Raw genomic sequence first — 14,503 nt, 5'->3', positions numbered from 1 at the left:
CGTGGGTTCGTCATCCCGGCCCGGGGCACGACGCCCGAACCGATTGAACCGAGGATGCCGATTCTAGGAGGCTCCACGTAGCCAAGTCATATAAAATCCATCGGCTATCATTGTTTTTTGTTATGGAACATGGAATCTCGCCAGCTACGGCATTTCCTGGCGGTCGCTGACCACGGCACCGTCACACGCGCGGCCGACTGGCTGGGCATGGCGCAACCCGCCTTGAGCCAATCTCTGTCCCGTATGGAAAACGACATCGGGATCAAGCTGTTCACGCGGTCGCGGCAGGGTGCCGCATTGACCCCCGCGGGCCAGGCCATTGTCGAGGACATCCGCCACGCCCTGGCCAACATCGACCGTGCCGAGCAGCGCGCACGTGATATCGCCGGGGGCCGCGCGGGCCACATCACGGTGGGCCTGGTGTCCAGCGCGCTGGTCGAGGCCTTGCCCCGCGCCCTGCGCCGCCTGCGGCAGATCGCTCCGGAAATCCAGGTCACCTTGCGCGAAATGAGCAATGCCGACCTGGGGCGCGCCGCGCAAGCGGGCGATGTCGACATCGCCTTGATGCATTCACAGGTCGGCCTGGGCAGCGCCATGCGGGAAGAAATCCTGATGCGGGAACGGCTGATCGCGGCCGTGCCGTCCAGCATGCGCCTGGCGCAAGACGGCCGTATCAGCGTGGCCGAGATGGCCGCCATGGGACTGGTGACGTATCCGCAGGCGCAGTTGCCCTTGTTCATTGCCCGCATCCTCGACACGTTCCGGCAGCATGGCCACACGGTGCGGGTGAACCAGGAGGCAGGCCGCACCTTGACCGTGCTGGCCTGCGTGGCGGCCGGCCTGGGCGTCGCGCTGTTGCCGTCGTGGATCACGTCCCTGCATCTGGATGGGGTGCGCTATTGCGAAGCGGAGCACAGCGGCAGCTTTCCGTCCTTCGATCTGTGCGCGGTGTGGCCGCGGCGCAGCGTGCGGACCTTGGCGGACATGTTCTATGACGCGATCACGGGGATCGTGTAGAACCGGGGACGCGGACCGGCGCATTCATTCACCGTTGTTATGACCGTATTACGGCGCGGAAATTGTTCTTGCGTCGCTCCGACCGAATACTGCGTACATATAAAAAGCCGAACGGCGGAGCGAGACAACATGAATTTCCCGCGTATCTTGACGGTGGGTATCGTCGCCTGCCTGGGCGCTTCCTATGGCCATGCCGCCCAGGCGGCCTGGCCGGATGACCGCCCCATCACCCTGGTAGTGCCCTTCCCGGCCGGCGGCTCCACCGACATGATCGGCCGCCTGCTCGCGTCCACTTTGGGCAAGCAGCTGAAGCAGACCGTGGTGGTGGACAACCGGGCGGGCGCGGGCGGCACGCTGGGCGCGGCCTACGTGGCGCGCGCCAAGCCGGATGGCTACACCTTGTTCCTGGCGACGACCGCGCACACCATCGCGCCGTCCATATACGACTCGCTGACCTACGACTTCATCAAGGACTTCGTGCCGATCACGACGGTGGCGTCGCTGGCGCACGTCCTCATCGCGAACTCGAGCTTTCCCGTCAATTCGGTTCCGGAACTGATCGAGTACGCCAAGGCGCATCCTGGCCAGATCAACTTCGGATCGGCGGGCATAGGAAGCACCGACCAGCTGTCGATGGAGCTGTTCAACCGCAGCGCGAACATCAAGATGGAGCACGTGCCGTACAAGGGCGACGAGCCCATGCTGACCGACCTGCTGGGCGGACGCCTGCAAGTGGCGATGCCGCCCAGCGGCATCGTGCTGGGCCCCGTGCGCGCGCGCAGCGTCAAGGCCCTGGCGGTGAGCAGTCCCAAGCCCAGCGAATATTTCCCGGGCCTGCCATCCATTGCCGAAGCCGCGCATCTGCCCGACTACAACTTCAGAACCTGGTATGCCTTGATGGTCCCCACCGGCACACCGGCCGACGTCCGGGAACGGCTGTATCAGAGCGTGCTCGCCGCGCTGAAATCGCCGGACATGCTCAAGGGCATGCAGACCATCAGCGCCGAACCTGGCGGCGATCCATCAAAAACGGTGGCCGCTTCCATCGCGCAGCAGACCAAGCAGTGGCGGGAGATCCTGAAACCTCAATGACGGCTGCCCCCCGCCGGCAGGAGCTCCCGCGCCGCGCCTAGTACCCGCGCGCGCGGTCCACCAGTCCGGTCACCGCCGTGCCATCGCGCAGCAAGGTCAACTTCTCCACGACCTGCGCGACACCTTCATTGCTCAAGGTCACGGCGGCGATGTGCGGTGTGATGTCGATGCGCGGTTCATCCCAGAAAGGATGGCTGGCCGGCAGCGGCTCCTCGCGGAAGACATCCAGCGCGGCGCCGCCGATCTGGCCGGCGCGGATCGCATCGAGCAGATCGGCGTCCACCAGATGCGGCCCGCGGCCGATGTTGATGACATACGCCGGCGCGGTCATCGCGGAAAACCATTGCTTGTCCAAGGTATCCGCCGTTTCCGGTGTCAGCGGCAGCAGATTGATGACCACGCGCAAGCCGTCCAGGAAGCGCGGCAACTGCGCCTCGCCGGCCAGGCACTGAATGCCGTCGACCGATTTCTCGGACCGGCTCCATCCGCGCACCGGGAATCCCAACCGCGCCACCGCACGTGCGACACGCTGTCCCAGGACGCCAAGCCCGGCCACGCCGACGTGGAACGTGGCGATATCTTCCGGCGGCAGCTTTTGCCAGCGGCCCGCGCGCCGCGCCGCGTCATAGTCATGCATCCGCCGGAAGAAGCGCAGCACGTTGTAGGCGGCGTACTCCTCCATCTGCCGGCCCATGCCGGCGTCTTCCATGCGCAGCACGGGCACGTCGGCCGGGATCAGGGTGGGATCCTGCCGCAGCATGCCGGTGAGATACTCCACGCCGGCCGCCAGATAGATCACGGCCTTCAGGCCCGCCCGCTGCTTCAGCAGCTCGACAGGTGGACGGAACACCAACGCATAATCGGCGGGCGCGTCGTCCCCGGCTTGCCACACCCGGACACGGCTTGCGGGCAGGCGCTCGCGCAATTGCTGGAGAAACGCCTGGGTCCGGGTTTCATCCCCGCCGACATATAGTAGGATTTCCATCTTCGAGCTCGTATCGTGAAGGGCCTCAATGGTAGGACGTGACGGATGCGTCGCTCCAATTCTTTTTCATGGCTTGGCTATTCGGTTAGGGAATGAGCTCGTTAAGACTGCGGTATATCGAAGTTTTCCTGGCCCTGATGCAGACCGGTTCCGCGCAAGGGGCGGCGGACCTGCTGTGCACCACCCAGCCCAGCATCAGCAAGGCGCTGGGCGCGCTTGAGCGCCAACTAGGGTTTCCCCTATTCGTTCGCACTGGCGGCAGCCGGCTCAAGCCGACGGCCGATGCCTACACGCTCATGGTCGAAGCCAATCGCGTCAACGAGGAACTGCGGTCTTTCCTTCAAGTCGCCGCCGAGTTGCAGGCGGGACAGGCGGCGCACCTGAACGTGCAGGTGACGGCCGCGATCGCCTCCTATCTGCTGCCCCGCGTCGTGGCCCGCTACAAGGAAACCTGGCACGACGCCAAGCTCAGCCTGACCGTGGCACACACCGACGCCATCGTCAACAGCGTGCGCAACCAGCATATGGACATCGGCATCATCATCACCAGTCCGGAAGAGGAGTTCCCCGGAGTGCGCAATGTCTGGACGGGACCGATGGTCTGCGTCTTTCCCAAGGGACATGCGCTTGCCGCCAAGGCGCAGATCACGCCCGCGGACCTCGCCGGCGAACCGCTCATCGCCTATCGGTCCAGCCTGGGCCTGGGCAAGATGGTCGAGAAAGCCTTCGCCAGCGCGGGCGTGCCGCTCAACGTGGAAATCCGCGTCAACAATACGGCCGTCATCTGCCGCATCGTCGAGGAAGGCTATGGGGTGTCGGTGGTCGACCGGCTCTCGCTGGCCGCGCGCAACTATTCCAACATCGAATACCGTCCGTTCGCGCCCGAATGCCTGATGCGGGTCGGTCTGGTCCTGTCGGAAAAGGTCCCGCTGTCTGTGCAGGGACAGCACTTTGTCGAAACGCTGAAGCTCTGTCTGGACGAGCTTTAGGGTAAGCCCCAGCCATTCCCAAACCGAATGGGTAAGGGCAAATAAAGAATTTGTTGGCCTTCGCGGCTTTGGCCGATCATGCAGCTTCCGAGCATGCTGGATCGTATGGCCATGGCCCCTGCAGTCGCTACTTTTACCTCCTTCCCCTACTGGTGGTTGGCCGCGCAGCCGGCGCCCTGCCCGGCGGAGCTGCCCGGTGAAGTCGATGTCGTGGTGATCGGAGGCGGGTACACAGGGCTTTCCGCCGCGCTGACCCTGGCGCGCCATGGACGGTCCGTGGCGGTGCTCGACAGCCAGACCGCGGGCCACGGCGCCAGTTCGCGCAACGGCGGCATGCTGGGGCCCAGCTTCCACAAATTGAGCGTGGATGCGTTGATCGCCAAATACGGTGAAGACAAGGCCAGGCTGTTCCTGCGGGAAAGCGTGGCGTCCATGGACTACACTTTGGCGCTCATCGAAGCGGAAGCCATCGATTGCGACCTGCAGCGCGTGGGCCGCTTTCGCGCAGCGGTGCTGCCCCAACACCTGGAGTCGATGAAGCGCGAGGCCGACAGGCTGAGCCGCTACATCGATCTGCGCGCCGAGAGCGTCGAGCGCGCCGACCAGCACCGCGAGATAGGCAGCGACCTGTACCACGGCGGCATGCTCTATCACCGCGACGCGGGGCTGCATCCCGCCAAGTACCTGAGCGGCCTGCTTGCCGCCGCGCGCCGTGCGGGTGCGCTGGTGATGGGCCAGACGCGCGTGCGCGGCATACAGCGCAACCAGGGAACGTGGCACGTCGAAACGTCGGCGGGCAAGATCCGCGCGGGCCAGGTCCTGCTGGCGACCAACGGCTACACCGACCCCGCCTGGCCCTGGTTCCGCCGGCGGCTGGTGCCCGTCCAGGCCGCGATCATCGCCACCGAACCGGTCGGCCAGGACGTGATGGACCGCCTGTTTCCACGCCGGCGCATGCACGGGGAAACGCGGCGCATGATGAATTTCTATCGCCCCAGCCCGGATGGCACGCGCATCCTGCTGGGCGGACGACCGCCCGTCCTGCGCGGCAAGTCGGACGCGCATACCGCCACGCATCTGCACGGCAAGCTCGCCAGGATCTTCCCTGAGCTGAGCAACACGCAGGTCGAATACATCTGGCGCGGCAACGTGGCGTTCACCTTCGATCACGTCCCGCACACGGGCCAGCACGACGGCATCCACTATGCGCTGGGCTATTGCGGCTCGGGTGTGGGGCGCTCCACCTATTTCGGCCACAAGGCCGCTTTGAAGATGTTGGGCAAACAGGAGGGACGCAGCGTCTTCGACGAACTGCCCTTCTCCGGGTTTCCCGGCTACACCGGCACGCCGTGGTTCCTGCCCGCGGTACTGGCGGGATACACGCTGCAGGATCACATAGATCTGCGATTCAAATCATCGCTCAAGGGGAAATGACATGATCAAACGCATCGCGAAGGCGGCATTCAGCATGCTGCTGCTCGCCGCGGCCAGTGCCGCGCACGCGGCCTATCCGGAAAAGCCCATCAACCTCTACGTTCCGTTCACGCCAGGCGGCACGTCCGACATCATCGCGCGCATGATCGCGGAGCATCTGGGCAAGGTGTGGGGCCAGACCGTGGTCGTCCAAAGCAAGCCCGGCGCCGGCGGCACCATCGCCACCACGCAGCTGATGCGCGCCGAACCGGACGGCTACACGCTGTTGCTGACGTCATCGGGAACGGCCGTCATCAATCCGCATCTCTATCGCAAGCCGCCCTACGACAGCAACACCGACTTCATCCACGTCATGCTGCTGGCCGACCTGCCTTTCGTATTGGTGGTGGACCAGAAGAATCCGATCTCGACATTGGCCGAATACCTGACCAAGGCCAAGGCCAAACCCGGCACGGTGACCCTGGGCAGCGCCGGCATCGGTTCGCACCAATACCTGGCCGCGCAACAGTTCGTCGCGGCGGCGCATATCAATGCCAACCTGATCCCCTACAAGGGCACGCCGCAACAACAGGTCGACCTCTATGGCGGGACCCTGGATTCGATGATGGACAACACCGTCACGGAAATCCCCCTCATCAAGAAGGGGACGGTGAAGCCGCTGGCCATCACCTCGGCCAAGCGCATCCCCCAGCTGCCCGACGTTCCCACGTTCGGTGAAGCCGGCGTCAAGGGCTTCGAGAGCACGCCCTGGTATGGCCTGGCCGCACCCAAGGGCACGCCACCGGACGTCGTCAGCAAGCTGCAGGCGGAAATCGCCAAGTTCCTGAGCGAACCGGAAACCCGCAAGAAACTGGAAGACCTGGGCATGGTCCTGGTCGCCTCCACCACGGCCGATGCGCGTCAGCGGATCGAAGCCGAGAACAAGCAATTCAACGACATCATCACCCGCTTGGGGATCGAGCTGCAGTAAGCGATCCCGCCCCACGCTCGCGGGCGACCTGGCCACCGGCCGCGAGCGCACTTGCAATCAATTCAACTGGATAGGAATCATCATGGTTTGGCGTATAGGCGTCGATTCCGGCGGCACGTTCACGGACGTGTGCCTGTTCAACGACAAGACGGGCGAGAGCCACGTCTGGAAGCTTTCATCCACCCCGGCAGACCCGTCGATCGGCATAGCCGACGGCATCGCCCAAGCGCTGGAACGGGCCGGCGCGAACCCGGCCGACGTCAGCTTTCTCGGCCATGGCACCACCGTCGCGACCAACGCTCTGATCCAGTTGCGCGGCGTACCCACCGGCCTGATCACCACGGACGGCTTCCGTGACCTGCTGGAGATCGGCCGCCAGAAGCGCCCGCATCTCTATGACACGCAGGCCATGAAGCCCACCGTACTGGTGCCGCGCGTCCTGCGCAAAGGCGTGGTCGAGCGCTTGCGCCATGACGGTTCGGTGGACCTGGCGCTGGACGAAACCGGCCTGCGCCAGGCGGCACGCGACCTGGCCAAGGAAGGCATCCAGTCGCTGGCGGTGTGCTTTCTGTACAGCTTCCGCAACGGCGAGCATGAACAGCGGGCGCTGGCGATTCTTAAGGAAGAATTGCCTGACATCTTCATCTGCGCGTCCAGCGACGTGGCGCCGGAGTTCCGCGAATTCGAGCGTATGTCCACGGTCGTGGTCAATGCCTATCTGGGCCCCGTCATGCAGCGCTACATCCAGCGCCTGTACAGCCGCATCAAGGATCTCGGCATCAAGGTCGAGCCCAAGCTGACCCAGTCCAACGGCGGCATCATCAGCTTCGACACCGCGGCCAGCCTGCCGGTGCGCACCATCCTGTCCGGACCGACCACCGGCGTCGTGGCCGCCCAGGCCATCTCAAAGCGGGCGGGCTATCCCAACGTCATCACGTTCGACGTGGGCGGCACCAGCAGCGATGTGGCCTTGCTGACGAACGGCCTGTGCGCGCAGGCCAACCAGACCGACGCCGGCGGGTATCCGATCAAGGCGCCCATGCTGGACATCCATGCGGTAGGCGCCGGCGGCGGCTCCATCGCCTACGTGGATAACGGCGGCCTGCTCAAGGTCGGCCCGCGCAGCGCGGGCGCCGATCCCGGTCCCGCCTGCTACGGCAAGGGCAATGAAGAGCCAACGGTCACAGACGCCAACATCGTCCTGGGCACCCTGGACGCGGGCACTCTGCTGGGCGGTCGCCTGACCGTGCGCAGAGAGCTGGCCGAAGCCGCGGTGAAGCGCCTGGCCGACCGCCTGGGCCTGGGTGTGATGGAAGCCGCGCAAGGCATCATCGCCGTGGTCACGGCCAATATGGCCAAGGCCATCCGTGTGATCAGCGTACAGCGGGGCCACGATCCGCGCGAATACGCTTTGTTCGCCTTCGGCGGCGCGGGCCCCCTGCACGCGGCCCGGCTGGCGCAGGAACTGGACATGAAGCGCGTCATCGTGCCGAAGGCGCCGGGGATACTGTGCGCCATGGGGCTATTGCTGACCGACCTGCGCACGGACCTGATGCAGACGCAATTCCAGGAGCTGGGGGCCGACGCGGTTCCCGCGATCCGCGCCACGTTCGCCAGGCTCAAGCGCGATGCGGACGCCTGGTTCGAGGAAGAACGGGTGGCGCGCGACGCCCAGGCCGTCGAGATGCTCGTCGACATGCGCTACGCCGGACAGAACTATGAGTTGTCCGTGCCCTTGCAGGATGACGGCGACGATGCCGCGCTGCTGGCCGGCCTGACCGCCGGTTTCGAGAAAGCCCATCAACGGCAATACGGTTTCGTCGTGCCCAAGGAGCGCATCGAAATCGTCACCTGCCGTCTGGCCGCCATCGGCAAGACGCCGAAGATCGCCCTGCCCGACATCCCGCCCGGCACGGAAGACATCGCCGCCGCGGTAACGGGCGCGCGCGACGTCTGGTTCCCGGAGACCGGAAGCTGGACGCCGGTCCCCGTCTATGCCCGCACGGGACTGCGCTCGGGCCATGCCTTCGAAGGTCCGGCCATCGTCGAACAGATGGACGCCACGACCCTGGTGCTGCCCAATATGAGCGCCCGCGTGGACACGCAAGAAAACATCATCCTGGAGTTCAAATGAACACGCAGCAAGCAACGTCCCGGCCCGACGCGGCCACGGCTGGCGCGCTCGACCCGATCACCGTGGAAATCCTCGGCAATGCCTTCGGGTCCATCGCCGAGGAGATGGGCGAAGCGTTGGTGCGCGCCAGCTACTCGACCAACATCAAGGAGCGCCGCGACTGCTCCACCGCCCTGTTCGACACAAAGGGCCAGGTGCTGTGCCAGGCCGAGCACATTCCCATGCATCTGGGCAGCTTCCTTGCCATGCTGCCGCACATCATGGCGCGCTACCCCCTGGAAACGCTGCGTCCGGGCGACGTCTTCATCGGCAACGACGCCTATGAAGGCGGCGGCACCCACCTGCCGGACATCGTGCTGGCGGAACCCATTTTCCACGAGGACCATCTGGTGGCGTGGGCGATGAACACCGCCCACCATGCCGATTTCTTCGACCGGGGCAACGCGCACATCTACCAGGAAGGCCTGCGGATTCCGCCAGTGCGCCTGTTCCGCGCGGGCGAGCTGCAGCAGGAGGTGCAGGAACTCATACTGCTCAATTGCCAGGTACCGAGCGAACGCATGTCGGACCTGCGCGCGCAGCGCGCCGCCAACCAGGTGGGCGTGCAACGCATGCAGGCCCTGTGCGCACGTTATGGCGCGGCCACCATCACGGCAGCCGGAGAAGCACTGCAGGACTATGCCGAGAAGAAGATGCGCGCGGGCATCGCGCGCATACCGGACGGAACCTACCGCTACACCGACCGTTTCGACCCGCTGGGACAGAATCTGGACCTGGAGATGTCCGTCGAGATCGTGGTCGAAGGCGATGCGATGAAGCTGCACTTCGACAGTCCGCCGCAAGTGCGCTCCGGCATCAACGTGGTCTACACCGGTCTTCTGTCGGCCGTGTATTTCGCCGTCAAGAGCCTGGTCGATCCCGATGTCTTGCCCAATAGCGGCCTGGCGCGTCCGCTGACGGTGACGGCGAAGGAAGGAACGGTGTTGAACTGCAAGCATCCGGCCGCGGTGAACAGCCGGATCAATGCCTGCCAACGCGTGGTCGACCTGGTGTACGGCGCCCTGGCGCCAGGCCTGCCTGACCGCGTCACCGCCGCCGGCAACGGTTCGTGCTATTCGGCGCTGTTCTCCGGCGTCCGCGACGATGGCAGCATCTGGGCCTATCTGGAGACCATAGGCGGCGGCATGGGCGCGCGCCAGACACTGGACGGACTGGATGGCGTGCACGTTCACCTCACCAATACCTCCAACCTGCCGGCCGAGTCCCTGGAAAAGGAGTATCCGCTGACCCTGCTGCGCTACGAGCTGGTGGAGAACTCGGGCGGCGCGGGACGGCAACGGGGCGGCATGGGCTTGCGCCGCGTCTATCGCGTCGAGCGCGAGTGCCGCATGATGGTCAATGGCTCGCGCCATGCCTATTCACCCTGGGGCGTGAACGGTGGCCTGCCTGGCGGCAAGGGCGGCATCGTCTTCGGGGCCGGCGCCGAACCGTTCAACGGCAACAGCGGCGTGCTCAAGGCTGGTGACGTCATCGAGGTGATCACCCCGGGCGCGGGTGGCTATGGCAGTCCGCTGGAACGTCCGCGCGATCTGGTCCATGAAGACCTGCGCGCGGGCAACATCGACGCGACAACGGCGCGATCCCTGTACGGCTACGAAGGCGCCCCCGCCTGACCTGGCGCCGCCCTTACCCCTGCATCCGCCGGCGCGGGAAGATCCTCTTCCGGCCGGCTCAACATTTTGAGTGAGATCCCATGAAGATACGTGAGGTTCGTGTTTACGTCGTCCATTCCGCCCGCCTGCATCCGGTCATCGTCGAGGTGGAGACCGACACCGGCCTGGTCGGCATCGGCGAAGCCGGCATTGCCTATGGCCTGGGGCAGACCGCCGTGTCGGGCATGGTGAAGGACATCGCCGAACGCATGCTGATCGGCAAGGACCCCTTCCGCATCGAAGCGCTGTGGTCCGAGATGTATGACCACACGTTCTGGGCCAAGGGCGGCGGCGGTCCCATCGTGTTCGGCGCGATGAGCGCCATCGAGCTGGCGCTGTGGGACATCAAGGCGCGCGCCCTGAATGTGCCGGTCTACGAGCTGCTGGGCGGCAAGATCCGTGACGATGTCCGTTTGTATTCGAATGGCTGGGGACAGCCGCACGAAGACGTGATCCCCTTCGCCAATGCCGCGGAGCAGGCCGCGGCGGAAGGGTACGACGCGCTCAAATGCTATCCCTTCGCGTATCGCGAGGGCGATATGCGCGCCACGTCGCGCCACCCCTCCATGCGCAGCCTGGACAAGAGCCTGGTGAAGAAGTCAGTGGAGAAGATTCGTGCCGCCCGCAAGGCGGTGGGTCCCGACGTGGACATCATGCTCGATCTTAGTGGGGGTCTGAGCTGCGACGAGACCATACGTTTCTGCCGCGAGGTGGAAGACCTCAACATTTTCTTCATCGAAGAGCCTTGCGATCCTTACGATGTCGGCGCGTTGAAGAAGATCTCGGACCAGGTGCGCATCCCCGTCGCGGCGGGTGAACGCCTGTATACCCGCTTCGGTTTCCGGCCAGTGCTGGAAGCCCATGCGCTGGACATCATCCAGCCTGACGCGTGCCTGGTGGGCGGCATCTTCGAAGCCAAGAAGATCTGCGCCATGGCGGAAGCCTATGACATGCGTGTGCAGCCGCACGTATGCGGCAGCCCGCTGGCCACCGCGATCGCCCTGCACCTGGATGCCTGCATCCCCAACTTCGCCATCCAGGAAATCTACACGTGCTGGCGGGACATGCCCGGCTACATCGAGATCACCGATGATGCGCCGGAGGCCCGCGTGAAGAACGGCCGTCTGGCGATCCAGGATGGCATAGGCTGGGGCCTCAACCTGCGCAAGAAGGCGATCGAGCCCTTCCTGGTGCATGTCATCCAGTGATGCCGGATCCCGCGGCAGCGCCTCTCCGCCACGGCGGGGCGCTACCGCGAGGGTGGCTCGCGATTCGGTAAGCGGTTTTGTCAGGGTTTGCACCCGGTGCCCGGCAGTGTTAAGTTGAGTCTGTCCCCCAGACCCCGGGCCTGGCGTTTTGCGCCTCACGGGCCCCCTCGCCGCTGAGCCGCTCATCCATGAAAGCTCCCGCCGCCCCCGAGAATGAAGCCATACGCCTGCGCCACTTGCGCGCCCTGCGCGTGCTGGACACCCTGCCCGAGGAACGCTTCGACCGGCTGACGCGCCTGGCCAAGCGCATGTTCGGCGTGCCGATCGCCCTGGTCAGCCTGGTGGACGCCAACCGGCAATGGTTCAAATCGCGCCAGGGCCTGGATGCCACCGAGACGCCGCGTGATGTCAGCTTTTGCGGCCATGCCATTCTGGCGGACAAGATATTCGAGATCCCGGACGCACGCGCCGACGAGCGCTTCGCGGACAACCCCTTGGTCACCGGCAACCCCGGCATCCGCTTCTACGCCGGCTTGCCGCTCAGCGTCGGCGACGACATGCGGGTGGGCACCCTGTGCCTGATCGACGTGAAGCCGCGCGAACTGTCGGAAGAAGACCAGACCTTGCTGCAAGACCTGGCGCACATGGTCGAAGAGGAATTGCTGTCCCTGCACACCGCGACCATGGATTCGCTGACCGGCCTGAGCAACCGCAGAGGTTTCGAGATCCTGAGCCGCATGGTGATGGAGTCCTGCCAGCGGCTGCGCCAACCCGTGACCTTGTTGATGTTCGACATCGACAAGTTCAAGGAAATCAACGATACGCATGGCCACGCGGAAGGCGACCAGGCACTTGCGACGTTCGGCGACGTGTTGCGCAGGGCCTTGCGCGACACCGACGTGCTGGCCCGACTTGGTGGCGACGAGTTCGTCGCCTTGCTCAGTAACGCGGGCAACGATGAAACGACCGTGATCCTGGATCGCCTGCAGCAGGAGCTGACCAAAGAGAACGAGCGCGGCGGCCGCGCCTACGCCCTGCATTCAAGCGTAGGCCGGGCCACGGCCGCGGCAGGCGACGCCACCAGCGTGGAAAGCCTGTTGAAAGTCGCCGACGCCGCGATGTACGAAAACAAACGCTCCCGCCGGGCCCAGCGTCCTTCGCGCAACGACAGTGACGATTGGAATTGGCTGTAGCATGACGCAAGCCGATGAAGATCAGCAAGAGCACACACCCGCCGCGACGCGACTGTATGCGCTGCTGGCACGGGAGGCACGCGTCGGCGTCATCTTCCGCCGAGGCCCCACCAGGCAAGTGCAGTTGATCCGCTGGGACCTGCGCAACGACACCTTTGAACACGGCCAATGGCTGAAGGGGCGCATTTACGAGCGGCGCTGCGACCTGTCGCCGTCCGGCAGATTGCTGGTCTATTTCGCGGCGACCAATCGCGCGCCACTGGGAAGCTGGACGGCAGTATCGAAACCCCCATTCCTGACGGCCTTGGCGCTATGGCCTAAGACCGACTCGTGGGGCGGCGGCGGCGTGTTCGAGAATGAAGACACCCTGCTCCTGAACCACACGCCTGCCGATGAAGAAACGGGCTTCGAACTCGCCGCGGGTTTTCAGTTGAAGCCGGGCATGCAGGTCCAACCTTGCGGTCAGTGGTCGGGGCGGGGCGAGGACGAGCCCATCAACAGTATCATCCGCGAACGCGATGGCTGGCGAACGGCCGATCCCGGCCAAGGACAGCGCGGCGGTCTGCGCTCGTCCGAGCTTTATGGATACGCCGAACCGCGCATCCTGGAGAAACCGGGGACCAACGGCAGGCGGCTGCAAAGCCTGCTGTCCGGGGTCGGCCGCGCGCAGAAGGCCTGGTACGACCTCGATCATCGTGTCGTGGATCGCGATGGCGCGGTGCTGGTCGATCTGCCTGGTAGCGATTGGGCGGACTGGGACGGTGGCGACCTGGTGTTCGCACGGGCGGGCTGCCTCTACCGACTGCCAAAAAGCCAATTCAAGCTTTATCCAGATAAAGGCGAAGCGGCCCTTCAGTGCCTGCACGATTTCAGCGACGCCCGTTTCACGCCGCTGGCGCCCACAAGCAACGCACTCAAATATTGAAGAATCGGTGAAGACGGCCACATGGGCGACTGAAACCGGCGACGGGCCAATCCACGGTTTCAGGAATTAGCAGGGTTGGGTTGTGTACGCTCCGGGCGGTCCTTTACCCCGCCGCCATCATGAAGCTGCCGCCCATTGCCGATCGGATCGCCGTTCCCACGCCCGAAGAAGTGCGTAATGCGCGGATCAGCGCCGGCCTGACGCAAACCCAGGCCGCGCAACTCGTCTGCGGGGACGGCGCCAACGTGTATCGCACCTGGAACCAGTACGAGGTGCCCGTGGAACAGGTGGTGCATCGCCCTATCCCCCTGGCCCTGTGGGAGCTGTTCCTGCTGTCGATAGGTCACCATCCCCGTCTGAAGCTCACTCGCAAGCAACTGACCAGCTTTCGCGACAAGGAGAAGCGGGCATTCGCCACCCCCGTCCACGCGCCCATCGTTCGGCAGCCGGTGCCCAGTGGCGAGCGTGGCAAGGAATGCGTGCTCGCCAAGTATCCCCACGCTGTCTGTGTGCGCGAAGAAGGCAACTTCGGCGTGGGCAAGGACAGAGTGCGCTACGCCATCATGGCATCCCCCGAGTCGAGCCTGATACTGGGCTACGGGAAACGTGAAGCCTGGGCCTGGACACAGGCCAACCGGAACATGGCCAGGCATAGTGACTGAACGCGCTTGACGGACCGCCCACGGCCCAGCGTGCCGTGAAGTTTTTATGACCGTCATAATCATCACCGTCTGCAAGGCGCGCTTCGCTTCACTGACCAGATCCTGACTCGATACACACAAACCTGCGCCACACCTATGGGCCTGTCGGCATCCGTCTCCACGACCCACGCATTCTGACAGCT

Annotated in this window: 12 protein-coding genes; 11 read left to right on the top strand and 1 reads right to left on the bottom strand. The window is 64.8% G+C overall.

Annotated features, from left to right (window positions below):
* The first annotated feature begins 129 nt into the window (after positions 1-129).
* Positions 130-1,017 carry a LysR family transcriptional regulator gene (locus tag ASB57_RS26825; protein WP_057654936.1) on the top strand — a complete coding sequence of 296 codons (888 nt, stop codon included), beginning with the start codon at positions 130-132 and terminating at the stop codon, positions 1,015-1,017.
* A 129-nt stretch (positions 1,018-1,146) separates the two neighbouring features.
* Positions 1,147-2,109 (top strand): tripartite tricarboxylate transporter substrate binding protein, encoded by a 963-nt coding sequence (locus tag ASB57_RS26820; RefSeq protein WP_057654935.1) that lies wholly within the window; start codon positions 1,147-1,149, stop codon positions 2,107-2,109.
* A 37-nt stretch (positions 2,110-2,146) separates the two neighbouring features.
* Here the strand turns inward: ASB57_RS26820 and ASB57_RS26815 are convergent, their stop codons facing one another.
* Positions 2,147-3,094: a glyoxylate/hydroxypyruvate reductase A gene (locus ASB57_RS26815; RefSeq protein ID WP_057654934.1), complete on the bottom strand. Its 948-nt coding sequence runs from the start codon at positions 3,092-3,094 to the stop codon at positions 2,147-2,149.
* Between the two features lie 92 nt (positions 3,095-3,186).
* Between ASB57_RS26815 and ASB57_RS26810 the strand changes: the two genes are divergently transcribed.
* From ASB57_RS26810 to ASB57_RS31405, 9 genes are all read left to right on the top strand, one after another.
* Positions 3,187-4,083: a LysR family transcriptional regulator gene (locus tag ASB57_RS26810; protein WP_057654933.1), complete on the top strand. Its 897-nt coding sequence runs from the start codon at positions 3,187-3,189 to the stop codon at positions 4,081-4,083.
* 111 nt (positions 4,084-4,194) lie between these two features.
* Complete coding sequence (locus ASB57_RS26805; RefSeq protein ID WP_082622083.1) at positions 4,195-5,517, top strand: FAD-binding oxidoreductase; 1,323 nt, start codon at positions 4,195-4,197, stop codon at positions 5,515-5,517.
* Position 5,518: 1 nt separating this feature from the next.
* Positions 5,519-6,487, top strand: a complete 969-nt coding sequence (locus ASB57_RS26800) for a tripartite tricarboxylate transporter substrate binding protein (RefSeq protein WP_057654931.1) — start codon at positions 5,519-5,521, stop codon at positions 6,485-6,487.
* An 82-nt stretch (positions 6,488-6,569) separates the two neighbouring features.
* Positions 6,570-8,621 carry a hydantoinase/oxoprolinase family protein gene (locus ASB57_RS26795; protein WP_057654930.1) on the top strand — a complete coding sequence of 684 codons (2,052 nt, stop codon included), beginning with the start codon at positions 6,570-6,572 and terminating at the stop codon, positions 8,619-8,621.
* The gene (locus ASB57_RS26790; protein WP_057654929.1) at positions 8,618-10,294 is read left to right on the top strand and encodes a hydantoinase B/oxoprolinase family protein; all 1,677 of its coding nucleotides are present in this window, start codon (positions 8,618-8,620) and stop codon (positions 10,292-10,294) included. The genes ASB57_RS26795 and ASB57_RS26790 overlap by 4 nt, the downstream gene beginning before the upstream one ends.
* A gap of 80 nt (positions 10,295-10,374) precedes the next feature.
* The gene (locus ASB57_RS26785; protein WP_057654928.1) at positions 10,375-11,541 is read left to right on the top strand and encodes a mandelate racemase/muconate lactonizing enzyme family protein; all 1,167 of its coding nucleotides are present in this window, start codon (positions 10,375-10,377) and stop codon (positions 11,539-11,541) included.
* Positions 11,542-11,729: 188 nt separating this feature from the next.
* Positions 11,730-12,734, top strand: a complete 1,005-nt coding sequence (locus ASB57_RS26780; protein WP_057654927.1) for a diguanylate cyclase — start codon at positions 11,730-11,732, stop codon at positions 12,732-12,734.
* 124 nt (positions 12,735-12,858) lie between these two features.
* Positions 12,859-13,659 (top strand): hypothetical protein, encoded by an 801-nt coding sequence (locus ASB57_RS26775; RefSeq protein ID WP_197424843.1) that lies wholly within the window; start codon positions 12,859-12,861, stop codon positions 13,657-13,659.
* 119 nt (positions 13,660-13,778) lie between these two features.
* Positions 13,779-14,321, top strand: a complete 543-nt coding sequence (locus ASB57_RS31405) for a hypothetical protein (protein WP_197424841.1) — start codon at positions 13,779-13,781, stop codon at positions 14,319-14,321.
* Positions 14,322-14,503: the final 182 nt, after the last annotated feature.

Source organism: Bordetella sp. N (genome assembly GCF_001433395.1).
In the GTDB taxonomy this organism is placed as follows: domain Bacteria; phylum Pseudomonadota; class Gammaproteobacteria; order Burkholderiales; family Burkholderiaceae_B; genus Bordetella_C.
Note: the sequence above shows the minus strand (reverse complement) of the source record. Positions and strands in the feature narration are given on the sequence as shown.